Raw genomic sequence first — 14,790 nt, forward strand, 5'->3', positions numbered from 1 at the left:
CTTGCAGGTTGGCGCCGGGGCATTGGCTGTGCTCGGCGATGGTGCAGCCGTTGACGATCAATGGCGCATCATCGCCATCGTCGGCGTGGGCCAGGGGCAGGCTCAGCAAGAGCAGCAAAGGCAGGTATTTCATGGCCGGTGTCTCCTTGTGTGGCGGGCCGCTTGCGTGGCCAGCCAGCGCCTGCGGGAGGATGCCCGTTGCAGGCGCCGGCTGGCCGGCGAAGGAGGGTGATCAGCGTTTCGCGGTCGGGTTATCCCAGCTCGGGATCTTGAACACCCAGAACGAACCGCCTTGCGCCACCGGCTTGGTCAGCTCGGCCATGTCGCCGCCCCACAGTGGCACTGCGCCGCCGTAGCCCACGGTCACGCCGATGTACTGCTCGCCATCCTGTTCCCAGGTGATCGGTGGCGAGACGATGCCGCTGCCGGTCTGGAATTTCCACAGCTCCTTGCCGGTCTTGGCGTCGAAGGCCTTGAAGAAGCCGTCGCCGGTACCGGTGAACACCAGGTTGCCCTTGGTCGCCAAGACGCCAGCCCACAGTGGCAGCTGTTCCTTGTGTTCCCAGACCACCTTGCCGGTGGTGGGGTTCATCGCCCGCAGGGTGCCGACGTGGTCGTCATACATGCGTTTGATGCGGAAGCCCATGCCCAAGTAGGCCGAGCCTTTTTTGTAGTTCACTTCCTCGGTCCAGTACTCCTCTTTCCACTGGTTGCCGGGGATGTAGAACAGGCCGGTGTCTTGGCTGTAGGCCATGGGGTTCCAGTTTTTGCCCCCCAGGAACGGCGGCGAGACTTCCACCGGCTTGCCCTTGGTCTCACCCGGCAACGGCTTGGCCGGACGCTGGCCTTCGTTCTCCACGGGGCGACCGGTCTTCAGGTCGATGTGGCTGGCCCAGGTGATGTTGTCGACGAAGGGGAAGGCGTTCTGCAGTTTGCCGTTGTTGCGGTCCACCACGTAGAAGAAGCCGTTGCGGTCGGCGTGACCGGTGGCCTTGACCACCTTGCCGTCCTTGTCCTTGTAGTCGAACAGCACCAGCTCGTTGTTGCCGGAGAAGTCCCAGGCATCGTTCGGCGTGTGCTGGTAGAACCATTTGACCTCGCCGGTGCTCGGGTCGACGCCGACCTGGCCCGAGGTGTAGAGGCTGTCGTAGTCGTGGGGGTTGCCGTCTTTCGAGGTCCGCGCCCAGGTGTTCCAGGGGCCCGGGTTGCCGGCGCCGACGATGATGGTGTTGGTCTCGGCATCGAAGCTGGCGCTCTGCCAAGGGGCACCGCCGCCATGGCTCCAGGCCTCGACCTTGCCGGTTTCGGTGGTTTTGTCATCGGGCCAGGACGGCGCCTTGACGTCGCCGGTGGTGGTGCTGTCCTTGCCGTTGAGGCGGCCCATGTGGCCTTCGACAAACGGCCGCATCCATACTTCTTCGCCGGTGTCCGGGTCACGGGCGAAGAGCTGGCCGACCACGCCGAATTCGTCGCCGGAGCTGCCGTGGATCAGCAGCACCTTGCCGCTGGTCTTGTCTTTGATCAGCACCGGGGCGCCGGTCATGGTGTAGCCCGCGGCGTGGTCGCCGAACTTTTTGTTCCACACCACTTTGCCGGTGTTTTTATCCAGGGCGATGACCCGGGCGTCGAGGGTGCCGAAGTAGATCTTGTCGCCGTAGATCGCCGCACCGCGGTTGACCACGTCGCAGCACGGACGAATGTTGTCCGGCAGGCGGTGGTTGTAGGTCCACAGGCGCTTGCCGGTCTTGGCGTCCAGGGCGAATACCCGCGAGTAGGAACCGGTGACGTAGACCACCCCGTCGCTGACGATGGCCTGGGATTCCTGGCCGCGCTGTTTCTCGTCGCCGAACGAGTAGGACCACGCCGGGGTCAGCTTGAACACGTTCTTGTCGTTGACCTGGGCCAGGGGGCTCCAGCGCTGGGCATTGGTGCCCATGCCGTACTGCAGCACGTCCTTGGTGGTCAGGTGGTCGTTGGCGATGTCTTCCCAGGTGACGTTCTTGGTGGCAGGTGCCGCCGGAGCGGTGGCAGCAACGGCGGCCGAGGTCAGCGACAGGCTGCTGACCAGCAAAAAGGCCTGCACGGCCAGGGTCAGGGGAGAAAGGGCGGGTAGCGATCTTATTGTCATGTTTGCAGTTCCCAGTGGAGGTTTTGGCCTGCATAGGGTGGGTCGCCGAGGGGTTTTCGAGATACGGAAAATATCCCGCCCTTGCCGGGAATAGTTCCCAGGCGGCACCTGATTTAGGCCCTCGCCACAAGCCCTACTACCAAGGGAGTAGGGGCCGGCCACCAAAGCAGCATACGGCTGGCGCGGGGCTGTTCCTAAGATGGCGGCATAGCCTCTGTAGAGAGGTTTTGCGTGCAATCTTGAGGGCATAACAATGACAACAAAACGCAACGCCTTGCTCGCGGTAGGGCTGCTGACCGGGCTGCTGGGCGCCGGTGCTGTATGGGCCCATGGCAACGTGGTGCCCCAGGCGGTGGAAACCAAAGGCCTGACGCCCGTCAAGGATGCCGGCGTGACCCTGGACGCCGACGGTTGGGCGGCGGTCAACCCGTACCGCACTACGGCCGAACATGACAAAGCCGTGGAAATTGGCGCCTCGGCCTACAACCAGAACTGCGCGGCCTGCCATGGCCTGGAAGCCAAGTCCGGCGGTATCGCCCCGGACCTGCGCATGCTCGATGTGGGCGAGGCCGGTGATGAATGGTTCGTCGAGCGGGTGCGCCACGGTGCCGTGCGCGACGGCCGGGTGTACATGCCGAAAATGGCCGACTACCTGAGCCAGGAAGCGCTCTGGGCGGTACGCACCTACCTGGACAGCGTGCACGTCGAGGAGTGATTGCCATGCGTCTGTTCGCCGTGCTCTTGAGTGGCCTGCTGCTGTGCTGCCAGGCGGTGCAGGCGCAGGTACGCACCTACGATGAAATGATCGCCGAGGGTGAGTTGAAGGTGGCGGTCTACAAGGATTTCGCCCCCTACAGTTTCGAAGACCAGGGTCAGGCCCGGGGCGTCGACGTGGAGCTGGCGCAGGCCCTGGCCAAAGCCATGGGCGTGCGCCTGCAACTGATCTGGGCGCCGCCCGGCGAGAAGCTCGACGACGACCTGCGGGACTACATCTGGCGCGGCAGCCAACTGCGCAACCAGCAGTTGGCCGACCTGATGATGCGCGTGCCCTACGACCACGACTACGCGCAGAAACGCAATGAACTGGGCGAGCTCAACAACGACCACGTGGTGATGTTCGGGCCGTATCAGCGCGAGTGTTGGCAGGTGGCGTATGACACCCGGCGCTTGGCCTCCGTGGCCAGTGTCGCGGTGTTCCAGGAGCACCCCATCGGCGTCGAAGTGGACAGCGTGCCGTCCTTCTACCTGACCTCGGTGTTCAACGGCATGCTCAGTGCCAAGACCCATCATTACCCCAGCGTCAACCAGGCCTTTGCGGCGATGAAGGCCGGTGAGGTGGACGCGGTAATGGCCATGCGTGGCGAGATCGACTGGCAAGTGCATGAGGCCGCCGACCCGCAACTGGCCCTGGCAGAAAACGCCTACCCGAACATGGGCAAGCAACTCTGGGAGATCGGCATGGCGGTGCACGAAAGCAATCGCCAGCTGGCCTACGCCGTGGAAGAGGCCCTGGAAGGGCTGATCCGCGACGGCACCGTCAAGACCCTCTACGCCGGCTACGGCCTGCGTTACGAAGTACCGGAGATGTATCAATAGGAGCGCGGGATGAACTGGCGAGCGAGTTGCCTGCTGGCCTGCTGGTTGCCCTTGGCAGCCCAGGCGGCGCAGGTGGAGCCGGGGCGCGACCCGGTGCCTTCGGTGATGTGGGCCTTCTACCACAAGCAGATGCTCGGCGACGGGCCCTTTGTCTTTGATGAGCGGGTCAAGGTGCTGGCGCCGCCGTTTGCCGAAGATGCGCGCCAGGTGCCCCTGGAGATCGATGCCCGGGCTTTCACCGGCGAGGTGGTGAAGATCCTCGCCTGGGCCGAGCTCAACCCGCTGCCGAAGATCGTCGATTTCCAGCCGGGGGAGCGGGTGCTGCCGTGGTTGTCGATCCGCATCCGTATCGAGCAGGCCACGCCCCTGCGGGCGGCCGTGCTGACCCGCGACGGGGTCTGGCACGTGGGCTCGACCCTGATCGACGCCGCCGGCGGGGGCTGCACTGCGCCCAGCGTGGTGCGCACCCAGCCAGGTTGGGAGGAACACATCGGCGAGGTACTGGGCGGGCGTTACCCCCGTGGCGACAGCAGCCGCCTGCGGGTGCAGGTGGCCCACCCGATGGACAACGGTATGGTCAGCGGCATTCCTGAATTCTTCCTCAACCACGCCGAACTGCGGGACGCCGACGACCAGGTGCTGGCGCGGCTGGAGCTGTTCCCGGCGGTCAGCGAAAACCCCAACCTGGGGTTCGACATCCAGGGCCCCGGGCAAACCCGCTTGCTGTTGCGCGACAACAGCGGCAACGAGTTTGCCGCGACGCTGCCCTGACCCTTCTCATTCAACCAGGAGCGCGCCATGCGCTGGATATTGCTGTTGTGCTCGTGCCTGGCCTGGCCGGCCTGGGCTGAACTGGATTATCAACTCAAGCCCCGGCAGATCGCCGAGGGCACCTGGCTGCTGGAAGGCAGCACCGACAATTTCGCCAAGGCAACGGCGGCAATATCGTCAACACGGCGTTTATCGTCACCGACAGCGGCGTGGTGGTGATCGACAGCGGGCCGTCGAAGCGCTACGGCGAGGCCCTGCGCCAGGCCATTGCCGCCACCACCGATAAACCGGTGATCCAGGTGCTGCTGACCCACCATCACCCTGACCATGTGCTGGGCAACCAGGCCTTCAGTGACGTGCCCATCGGCGCCCTGGCCGGCACCACCGACCTGCTGCGGCAACAGGGCGATGCCATGGCCGAGAACATGTACCGCATGGTCGGTGACTGGATGCGCGGCACCGAGGTGGTGTTGCCGACCCAGGTCCTGGAACCCGGCACCCTGAGCATCGGCGGGCACTCGTTGCGCCTGCTGGGGCTGGGCGGGCATACCGGGGCGGACCTGGCGATCTTCGATGAACAGACCGGGGTGCTGTTTGCCGGTGACCTGGTGTTTTACCAGCGCGCCCTGACCACCCCCAACAGCCCCGGGCTGGACGTCTGGCTCAAGGACCTCGACACCTTGCAGGGCCTGCCCTGGAAACAGATCGTCCCCGGCCACGGGCCGGTGGCCAGCGACGCCGCGCCCTTTGCCCAGATGCGCGACTACCTGGGTTGGCTCGACCAACTGATGCGCGACGGCGCCGCCCGGGGCGACGACATGACCGAGATGATCCGCACCTCGATCCCCGACCGTTTCGCCGGCATCAGCCTGACCCGCTACGAGCTGATCCGCAGCGTCAGTCATCTCTATCCGCGCTACGAACGCCAGCGCCTGCAGCGCCTCGACGGCCACTGACCTTTGTGGCGAGGGAGCTTGTGGGGGGTAGGAGCCGGCTTGCCGGCGAAGGCGATCTTGCGGGCCCCTTCGCTGGCAAGCCAGCTCCTACAGTGCGGGGGCATGGCGTCTTCTTGCCGCTCGCCACTTGCCGCTGCTCCTCCCCCTACCAATGAACTAGAAAACTCCGCATTGCGGGCAATTGTTGGCGAGGGGGCAGGGACCAAGAATCGGCGGCAGACCGGGAAAATTTCCCGGGTACAACAAAAACCGCAGAGGTAGCCGTCATGACTCACCCTTCTCGTCGCCAACCCTGGGCCCTTAGCCTGTTGCTCAGCGCGATGCTGCTGTCCGGTTCGGCCCTGGCCGCTGTCACCGATCAAGAGATTCTCCAGGACCCGAAAAACCCGGAGCAGATCGTCACCAACGGCCTGGGCGTCCAGGGTCAGCGCTACAGCCCCCTGGATACCCTCAACGTCGATAACGTCAAGGAGCTGCGGCCGGTCTGGGCCTTCTCCTTCGGCGGCGAGAAGCAGCGTGGCCAGCAGGCCCAGCCGCTGATCAAGGACGGGGTGATGTACATGACCGGTTCCTACTCCCGGGTGTTCGCCGTGGACGCGCGCACCGGCAAGAAACTCTGGCAGTACGACGCGCGCCTGCCGGATGACATCCGCCCCTGCTGCGACGTGATCAACCGTGGCGTGGCGCTGTACGGCGACCTGGTGTTCTTCGGCACCCTGGACGCCAAGCTGGTGGCCCTGAACAAAGACACCGGCAAGGTGGTGTGGAGCAAGAAAGTCGCGGACCACAAAGAAGGCTATTCCATCAGCGCCGCGCCCATGGTGGTCAACGGCAAGCTGATCACCGGGGTGGCCGGCGGCGAGTTCGGCGTGGTGGGCAAGATCGAAGCCTACGACCCGAAAAACGGTGACCTGCTGTGGACCCGGCCCACCGTGGAAGGCCACATGGGCTACGTCTACAAGGACGGCAAGGCGATCGAGAACGGCATCTCCGGCGGCGAGGCGGGCAAGACCTGGCCCGGCGACCTGTGGAAGACCGGCGGTGCGGCGCCGTGGCTCGGCGGTTACTACGACCCGGAAACCAACCTGCTGCTGTTCGGCACCGGCAACCCGGCGCCGTGGAACTCCCACCTGCGCCCGGGCGACAACCTGTATTCCTCGTCGCGTCTGGCGCTGAACCCGGACGACGGCACCATCAAATGGCATTTCCAGAGCACCCCCCACGACGGTTGGGACTATGACGGCGTCAACGAGCTGATTTCCTTCAACTACAAGGAAGGGGGCAAGGAGATCAAGGCCGCCGCCACCGCCGACCGTAACGGCTTCTTCTATGTACTGGACCGCACCAACGGTAAGTTCATCCGCGGCTTCCCGTTTGTCGACAAGATCACCTGGGCCACCGGCCTGGATAAAAATGGCCGGCCGATCTACAACGAAGCCAGCCGTCCTGGCGCGCCGGGCAGCGAAGCCAAAGGCACCTCGGTGTTCGTCGCCCCGGCCTTCCTCGGCGCCAAGAACTGGATGCCCATGGCCTACAACCGCGACACCGGGCTGTTCTACGTGCCGTCCAATGAATGGGGCATGGACATCTGGAACGAAGGCATCGCCTACAAGAAGGGCGCAGCGTTCCTCGGCGCGGGCTTCACCATCAAGCCACTCAACGAGGACTACATCGGCGTACTGCGGGCCATCGACCCGGTCACGGGCAAGGAAGTCTGGCGCCACAAAAACTTCGCGCCGCTGTGGGGTGGGGTGCTGACCACCAAGGGCAACCTGGTGTTCACCGGCACGCCTGAAGGCTTCCTCCAGGCGTTCAACGCCAAGACCGGCGAAAAAGTCTGGGAGTTCCAGACCGGCTCCGGTGTCCTGGGTTCGCCGATCACCTGGGAAATGGACGGCGAGCAATATGTGTCGGTGCTCTCCGGCTGGGGCGGCGCGGTGCCGCTGTGGGGCGGCGAAGTGGCCAAGCGGGTCAAAGACTTCAATCAGGGCGGGATGCTTTGGACCTTTAAGTTGCCGAAGGCGTTGGTGAAGTAGTAGCGAGCGGCAAGTGGCGAGCTGCAAGCTTCAAGCTTGCCGCTCCAAGCTCGCAACTGGGCCGCGAGCGGCCCCCCCCCCTACTACCAAATGACGAGAGCCCCCCCTGCCAACGGCGCATTCGTCTGGCACGCGGGGCTCTCTACCATCGGTCTATCGCCTGCCGAATAACAGGCATCGACCCAAGCAGAGGCTCAGCATGATCTACGCACAACCCGGAACCCCAGGCGCCGTCGTGTCGTTCAAACCGCGCTACGGCAATTACATCGGCGGTGAGTTTGTCGCGCCGGTGAATGGCCAATACTTCACCAACACCACGCCGGTCACCGGTGAGGTGATTGCCGAGTTCCCCCGTTCCAGCGCCGAAGACGTCGACAAGGCCCTGGACGCTGCCCACGCCGCAGCCGATGCCTGGGGCAAGACCTCGGTCCAGGATCGCTCCCTGGTGCTGCTGAAAATCGCCGACCGCATCGAGCAGAACCTGGAGATCCTGGCGATTGCCGAGACCTGGGACAACGGCAAGGCCGTGCGTGAAACCCTCAACGCCGACGTGCCCCTGGCCGCCGACCATTTCCGTTACTTCGCCGGCTGCATCCGTGCTCAAGAGGGCAGCAGCGCCGAGATCAACGAACACACTGCCGCCTATCACTTCCACGAGCCCTTGGGCGTGGTCGGGCAGATCATCCCGTGGAACTTCCCGCTGCTGATGGCCGCCTGGAAGCTCGCACCGGCCCTGGCTGCCGGTAACTGTGTGGTGCTCAAGCCGGCCGAGCAGACGCCGTTGTCGATCATGGTGTTTGCCGAACTGATCAACGACCTGCTGCCGCCGGGCGTGCTGAACATTGTCCAGGGCTTTGGGCGCGAAGCGGGCGAGGCCCTGGCCACCAGCAAGCGCATCGCCAAGATCGCGTTTACCGGTTCCACCCCGGTGGGTTCGCACATCATGAAATGCGCGGCCGAGAACATCATTCCGTCCACCGTGGAACTGGGCGGCAAGTCGCCGAACATCTTCTTCGAAGACATCATGCAGGCCGAGCCGCAGTTCATCGAAAAGGCCGCCGAAGGCCTGGTGCTGGCGTTCTTCAACCAGGGTGAAGTGTGCACCTGCCCGTCCCGGGCGCTGGTCCAGGAATCCATCTACGAGCCGTTCATGGCCGAGGTGATGAAGAAGATCGTCAAGATCAAGCGCGGCAACCCGCTGGACACCGAGACCATGGTCGGCGCCCAGGCGTCCGAGCAGCAGTACGACAAGATTCTGTCTTACCTGAAGATTGCCCAGGAGGAGGGCGCCGAGCTGCTCGCGGGCGGTGCCGCCGAGCGTCTGGAGGGTGACCTGTCCAGCGGTTATTACATCCAGCCGACCCTGCTCAAGGGCCACAACAAGATGCGCGTGTTCCAGGAAGAAATCTTCGGCCCGGTGGTGGGCGTGACCACCTTCAAGGACGAGGCTGAAGCCCTGGCCATCGCCAATGACACCGAGTTTGGTCTGGGTGCCGGCCTGTGGACCCGCGACATCAACCGCGCCTATCGCATGGGCCGGGCGATCAAGGCCGGGCGTGTGTGGACCAACTGCTATCACCTGTACCCGGCGCACGCGGCGTTCGGCGGCTACAAGAAATCCGGTGTGGGTCGCGAGACTCACAAAATGATGCTCGACCACTATCAGCAGACCAAGAACCTGCTGGTGAGCTACGACATCAATCCGCTGGGCTTCTTCTAAAGGCCTGGGCCGGGAGGGCGCAGAGGGTACTGCGCTACACCTGCCAGGAGGATGCCGGCTGGCCGGCAGATGTAAACGGTGCGGCGCCTTGGGTGGACGTCGTGCCGTCTGGTGTGATCGCTCTCTCTTTGTAGGAGTCGGCTGGCGGCGACCGGGCTTGTGCTGTGCCCTCGCTGCCATGGCGGCTCCTATTTTTTTGCCCGATGGCGAGCGTCCCTTGACCATGGTCCTCGGCGCCGCGGTTCGCCCCCTACCAATGCACCCCGCGCGCTCCTTCGAAAGTAGCATTCGACCCCGTCGCCCTCCGTGCATTAATGCCTCTACCGGAATCGCCCGGCACAAGAAGAGGATTGACCCATGTGGCATAAACCCGCGTACACCGATCTGCGTATTGGCTTCGAAGTGACGATGTATTTCGCCAATCGTTGATGCGTTCCGCTCCGGTCAATCGTTGCGTTGGCCGGAGTCTCCTCCGATCACGGGAGCTTCCCCCATGCATATCCGCATTCTTGGTTCCGCGGCCGGGGGTGGCTTCCCGCAGTGGAACTGCAACTGCCGCAACTGCACCGGTGTGCGCAACGGCAGTGTCCGCGCCCAACGCCGGACCCAATCGTCCATCGCCTTGAGTGACAACGGGGTGGACTGGATTCTGTGCAACGCCTCGCCCGATATCCGCGTACAGCTCGAATCGTTTCCGACCCTGCAACCGGCCCGGCACCTGCGGGATTCGGCGATTGCCGGGGTGGTGCTGCTGGACAGCCAGATCGACCATTGCACCGGGCTGCTCAGCCTGCGCGAAGGCTGCCCTCATCAAGTCTGGTGCACCGAGATGGTCCATCAGGACCTGAGCAGCGGTTTCCCGTTGTTCAACATGCTCAGCCACTGGAACGGCGGCCTGCAATGGCAGCCCATCGACCTGACCGGCGAGGCCTTCAGCATCGCCGCCTGCCCCAACCTGCTGTTGCGGGCGATCCCTTTGCGCAGCAGCGCGCCCCCGTATTCACCCCACCGCGGCAACCCCCACCCCGGGGACAATATCGGTTTGTTGATCGAGGACCGGCAGAGCGGCGGCACCCTGTTCTACGCCCCCGGGCTGGGGCAGGTGGATGACGCGTTGCTGGGCTGGATGCGTCGCGCCGACTGCCTGCTGGTGGACGGCACCCTGTGGCGAGATGACGAAATGCGCGTTTGCGAGGTCGGCGACAAGCTCGGCAGCGAGATGGGACATCTGGCGCAAAGTGGCCCCGGCGGCATGCTGGAAGTGCTGGAGGGCTTCCCCCGGGCGCGCAAGGTGCTGATCCACATCAACAACACCAACCCGATCTTGGATGAGGACTCGGTAGAGCGGGCCGAACTGACGCGGCGCGGCATTGAAGTGGCGTATGACGGGATGGATGTTTTTGTTTGAGGCAGTCGTAAGCCGTAAGCCGTAAGCCGTAAGCCGCAAGCCGCAAGCTTGAAGCTCCGCGCTCCACACCGCACATAGCGCGCTGCGCGCCGTTGCTTTAGGCTGGCGTTCTCTTTTCAGAACAATAAGAAACAGGCTTCCGCCATGAGCCAGAATCTCAGTCTGCTGCGTAAATTCGTTTCCCCGGAAATCATCTTCGGTGCCGGCTGTCGGCATAACGTCGGCAACTACGCCAAAACCTTCGGTGCGCGCAAGGTCCTGGTGGTCAGCGACCCCGGGGTGATCGCCGCCGGCTGGGTCGCCGATGTCGAGGCCAGCCTGCAGGCCCAGGGCGTCGATTACTGCCTGTACAGCGCCGTTTCCCCCAACCCCAGGGTGGAGGAGGTGATGCTCGGTGCCGAGATCTACCGGGAGAACGGTTGCGACGTGATTGTCGCGGTCGGCGGCGGCAGCCCCATGGACTGCGGCAAGGGCATCGGCATTGTGGTCGCCCACGGCCGCAGCATTCTTGAGTTCGAGGGCGTGGACACCATCCGCGTGCCCAGCCCGCCGCTGATCATGATTCCCACCACCGCCGGCACCTCGGCGGACGTGTCGCAGTTCGTGATCATTTCCAACCAGCAGGAACGCATGAAGTTTTCCATCGTCAGCAAGGCGGTGGTGCCGGATGTGTCGCTGATCGACCCGGAAACCACCCTCGGCATGGACCCGTTCCTGTCCGCCTGCACCGGCATCGACGCCCTGGTGCATGCCATCGAGGCGTTCGTCTCCACCGGCCACGGCCCGCTCACCGACCCCCACGCCCTGGAAGCCATGCGCCTGATCAACGGCAACCTGGTGCAGATGATCGCCAACCCGGCGGACATCGCCCTGCGGGAAAAGATCATGCTCGGCAGCATGCAGGCCGGGCTGGCGTTTTCCAACGCGATTCTCGGCGCGGTGCACGCCATGTCCCACAGCCTCGGCGGCTTTCTCGATTTGCCCCACGGGCTGTGCAACGCGGTGCTGGTGGAGCATGTGGTGGCCTTCAACTACAGCTCGGCGCCGGAGCGTTTCAAGGTGATCGCCGAAACCTTTGGCATCGACTGCCGGGGCCTCAACCAGCGGCAGATCTGCGGGCGCCTGGTGGAGCACCTGATCGCCCTCAAACACGCCATCGGCTTCCACGAAACCCTGGGCCTGCATGGCGTCAGCAGCAGCGACATTCCGTTCCTTTCGCAGCACGCGATGGACGACCCGTGCATCCTCACCAACCCGCGTGAATCCAGCCAGCGTGATGTCGAGGTCGTGTATGGCGAGGCCCTCTGAGGAGCAGCAACGGGCCCTGGCCGGGTTGCTGGGACTGGGCAACCATTCGGCGCGCAAGAGTCACTACCCGGAACTGGCGGCGCGCCTGGAAGACCTGGAAACCGAACGCAATCGCTATAAATGGCTGTTCGAGCATGCGGTGCACGGCATCTTCCAGGCCAGCCTGCTGGCCGGCATGCGTGCGGCCAACCCGGCCCTGGCGCGCATGCTCGGGTACAGCGACCCGCAGGAGGTGCTGTTTTCCCTGGCGGACCTGGCGGGCAACCTGTTTGTTGGCGGCGCTGCGGAGCTGGAGGCCATCGGTGACCGGCTTGAGCGCGAGCGCAGCCTGCTGGGGTATGAAACCCAGTTGCGGCGCAAGGACGGCAGCAGCATCGATGTGCTGATGAACCTGCTGCTCAAGCCTGACGAGGATGGCCTGGTGGAGGGCTTTGTCGCCGACATCACCGAGCGCAAGCTGGCCCAGCAACGCCTGGAGCAACTCAACGATCAGTTGGAACAACGGGTGGCGGCGCGCACTGACGAGTTGCTGGAAGCCAATCGCAACCTGCAGCAGCAGATTGCCGAGCGCGAGCGCGTCGAGCGTGACCTGCGCGAGGCCCGGGACGCTGCCGAGGCCGCCAACCGCAGCAAGGACAAGTACCTGGCCGCCGCCAGCCATGACCTGTTGCAGCCCTTGAACGCTGCGCGCCTGCTGATTTCCACTTTGCGCGAGCGGCAGTTGCCGGCCAGCGAACAGGTGCTGGTGGAGCGTACACATCAGGCCCTGGAAGGCGCCGAAGACCTGCTCACCGATCTGCTGGACATTTCCAAGCTGGACCAGGCTGCGGTCAAGCCGGACCCGGCCCTGTATCGCCTGGATGAACTGCTGGCGCCCCTGGCGTCGGAGTTCCAGTCAGTGGCCGAGGCTGCCGGGCTGACCTTGCGGTCGCGGATCGGCGACTTCGCCTTGCACACCGATTTGCGCCTGTTGACACGGATCCTGCGTAACTTCCTCAGCAACGCCTGCCGTTACACCGAGCAGGGCAGCATCCTCTTGGGCGCGCGGCGCCGGGGCGAGTTTTTGCGCCTGGAAGTCTGGGACACCGGACGCGGCATTGCTGCCGACCGCCTGGACTCGATCTTCCTCGAATTCAACCAACTGGACGTGGGCCGGGCTGCCGACCGCAAAGGCGTGGGCCTGGGCCTGGCGATCGTCGAACGCATCGCCAAGATCCTCGGTTACCGGGTGCTGGTGCGTTCCCAGCCGGGGCGCGGTTCGATGTTCGGCATTGAGGTGCCACTGTCCCGGGAAGTGCCACTGCCCATCAGCCTGGCGCTGCCGCAACCGGGCGCTGGCAATCCGTTGCCGGGGCGCCGGCTACTGGTGCTGGACAACGAAACCAGCATCCTCGAAAGCATGGCCGCGCTGCTCGGCCAATGGGGCTGCGAGGTGCTCACCGCTACCGATCAGGCGGCGGCCCTGGAGGTCCTGCAGGGACGAGCGCCGGAGCTGATCCTGGCGGACTTCCACCTGGATCACGGGGTGACCGGGTGCGAGGTGGTCAAGCAGTTGCGCGAGCATTTCCAGCAGCGGGTGCCAGCGGTGATCATCACCGCCGACCGCAGCGACCAGTGCCGCCGCGCCTTGCAGAAGCTCGGCGCGCCGCTGCTGAACAAACCGGTCAAGCCGGGCAAGCTGCGGGCGGTGCTCAGCCAGTTGCTGGGCTAGGACGCCGGCTCAGATAATCCGCAGCATCCACAGCAGGCCCACGCCGATCAGGCCGATGGTCAGCGGTTTCACAACCAGCAGGCTGACCTGGGCAAAGAACGAGGGTATTTCGTCGATCACTGTCGAATCTTCCAGCTGTTCCCGGGTCATGGCCGTCTCGCCGTCCGGCGTGGCGAGCTTGAGCTGGGCCTCCATCTGGTCTTCGATGGCCTCCATTTTGACCATCAGGGTCCGCCCCCAGGAATACAGGGCCGCGCCAAGAAAGATCAGCAGGTAGATAACCAGGTATTTCCAGTGCGACGCGTTGCTCAGGCGAATGAAATCCGGGGTCGGGCTGTTGTCCCAGAACCAGTCCAGGGGGCGGGTGTTGTTATTGAGCCAGACGGTGAATTGGGTGATCGGGCGATTGATGGTTTCGGACATGGCGGTGCCGTTGTCCAGGCGCCAGTGCAGCATCTTGAGGGTTGAGAAGACCGTGGAAATCAGCGCGGCGCTGAAGGTCAGCGCGCCTGCCGCGATGCTGAGCCGGTAGAGCAACTGGGCGCGTAGATAGTTCATGTGTGCTTCCTGCCATGACGAGTCGGGCGGCAATACTATATTTCGAGGCCGCTGGCCGATAGGCCTTTTAGTTGGGGGCGGGGCGGCCTTTCGCCGTTGCCTACGCAGGTTTCTTCAAGCCCGTGCTGTCACAGGGGCTATCCTTGAGCCCCATCTGCCGGCGGACTCACTCACCCATGCTCGATGTACACGCGGTCTACAAAGGTTACGCCACGCCCCAGGGCCCGCTGACGGTGTTGCAGGGCGTGGACCTGCACCTGGCCCAGGGCAGCAGCCTGGCGCTGATGGGGGAGTCGGGCAGCGGCAAGAGCACCTTGCTGCATCTGGTCGCCGGGCTGGACCGGGTAGACGGCGGCAGCATCCGCATCGATGGGCAACCGCTGGAGCGGCTCAATGAAAGCCAGCGCGCCGGCTGGCGCCGCACGCAAGTGGGGCTGGTGTTCCAGCAGTTCAACTTGATCAGCAGCCTGCGGGTCGAAGACAACCTGGGGTTCCAGGCGCGGCTGGCGGGGCGCTTCGATCCCCGCTGGCAAGCACAGTTGGTGGAGCGCCTGGGGCTGGGTGATTTGCTTCAGCGCTACCCCGAACAGCTCTCCGG

12 protein-coding genes and 2 pseudogenes are annotated in these 14,790 nt (G+C 64.4%); 11 read left to right on the forward strand and 3 right to left on the reverse strand.

Annotated elements, in window-relative coordinates; all coding sequences use genetic code 11:
- Window positions 1-133, reverse strand: a pseudogene (locus M1B34_RS32920) (pentapeptide repeat-containing protein); the annotation flags it as partial.
- A gap of 99 nt (window positions 134-232) precedes the next feature.
- Complete coding sequence (gene exaA / locus M1B34_RS32925; RefSeq protein WP_268267358.1) at window positions 233-2,128, reverse strand: quinoprotein ethanol dehydrogenase; 1,896 nt, start codon at window positions 2,126-2,128, stop codon at window positions 233-235.
- Between the two features lie 253 nt (window positions 2,129-2,381).
- Between exaA and pedF the strand changes: the two genes are divergently transcribed.
- The 10 genes and pseudogenes from pedF (at window position 2,382) to M1B34_RS32975 (ending at window position 13,634) form a co-directional block, all read left to right on the forward strand.
- A complete protein-coding gene (gene pedF, locus M1B34_RS32930) occupies window positions 2,382-2,843 on the forward strand; it encodes a cytochrome c-550 PedF (protein WP_123331267.1) in 462 nt (153 codons plus the stop codon).
- 5 nt (window positions 2,844-2,848) lie between these two features.
- A complete protein-coding gene (locus tag M1B34_RS32935) occupies window positions 2,849-3,724 on the forward strand; it encodes a substrate-binding periplasmic protein (RefSeq protein ID WP_123331270.1) in 876 nt (291 codons plus the stop codon).
- A gap of 9 nt (window positions 3,725-3,733) precedes the next feature.
- A complete protein-coding gene (locus M1B34_RS32940) occupies window positions 3,734-4,495 on the forward strand; it encodes a quinoprotein dehydrogenase-associated SoxYZ-like carrier (RefSeq protein ID WP_123331271.1) in 762 nt (253 codons plus the stop codon).
- 27 nt (window positions 4,496-4,522) lie between these two features.
- Window positions 4,523-5,451, forward strand: a pseudogene (locus M1B34_RS32945) (quinoprotein relay system zinc metallohydrolase 1).
- A 266-nt stretch (window positions 5,452-5,717) separates the two neighbouring features.
- Entirely contained in the window at window positions 5,718-7,487 is a 1,770-nt protein-coding gene (locus tag M1B34_RS32950; RefSeq protein WP_268264007.1) for a PQQ-dependent methanol/ethanol family dehydrogenase, read from the forward strand.
- A 199-nt stretch (window positions 7,488-7,686) separates the two neighbouring features.
- Window positions 7,687-9,207: an acetaldehyde dehydrogenase ExaC gene (gene exaC / locus M1B34_RS32955; protein ID WP_123331277.1), complete on the forward strand. Its 1,521-nt coding sequence runs from the start codon at window positions 7,687-7,689 to the stop codon at window positions 9,205-9,207.
- A gap of 357 nt (window positions 9,208-9,564) precedes the next feature.
- Entirely contained in the window at window positions 9,565-9,636 is a 72-nt protein-coding gene (gene pqqA, locus M1B34_RS32960; protein ID WP_011060521.1) for a pyrroloquinoline quinone precursor peptide PqqA, read from the forward strand.
- A 64-nt stretch (window positions 9,637-9,700) separates the two neighbouring features.
- Entirely contained in the window at window positions 9,701-10,615 is a 915-nt protein-coding gene (gene pqqB, locus M1B34_RS32965) for a pyrroloquinoline quinone biosynthesis protein PqqB (RefSeq protein ID WP_268267359.1), read from the forward strand.
- A gap of 144 nt (window positions 10,616-10,759) precedes the next feature.
- Window positions 10,760-11,923 (forward strand): alcohol dehydrogenase-like regulatory protein ErcA, encoded by a 1,164-nt coding sequence (gene ercA / locus M1B34_RS32970; protein WP_123331281.1) that lies wholly within the window; start codon window positions 10,760-10,762, stop codon window positions 11,921-11,923.
- The gene (locus M1B34_RS32975; RefSeq protein ID WP_123331283.1) at window positions 11,907-13,634 is read left to right on the forward strand and encodes a hybrid sensor histidine kinase/response regulator; all 1,728 of its coding nucleotides are present in this window, start codon (window positions 11,907-11,909) and stop codon (window positions 13,632-13,634) included. The genes ercA and M1B34_RS32975 overlap by 17 nt, the downstream gene beginning before the upstream one ends.
- A 9-nt stretch (window positions 13,635-13,643) precedes the next feature.
- On the opposite strand, the gene M1B34_RS32980 is transcribed toward M1B34_RS32975, so the two are convergent.
- Window positions 13,644-14,192 (reverse strand): YniB family protein, encoded by a 549-nt coding sequence (locus tag M1B34_RS32980; protein WP_268267360.1) that lies wholly within the window; start codon window positions 14,190-14,192, stop codon window positions 13,644-13,646.
- Window positions 14,193-14,368: 176 nt separating this feature from the next.
- Between M1B34_RS32980 and M1B34_RS32985 the strand changes: the two genes are divergently transcribed.
- Window positions 14,369-14,790 (forward strand): ABC transporter ATP-binding protein (locus M1B34_RS32985; protein WP_268267361.1); only part of this gene is annotated, 422 nt, incomplete at its 3' end.

The organism is Pseudomonas morbosilactucae, assembly GCF_023241715.1.
Lineage (GTDB): Bacteria > Pseudomonadota > Gammaproteobacteria > Pseudomonadales > Pseudomonadaceae > Aquipseudomonas > Aquipseudomonas morbosilactucae.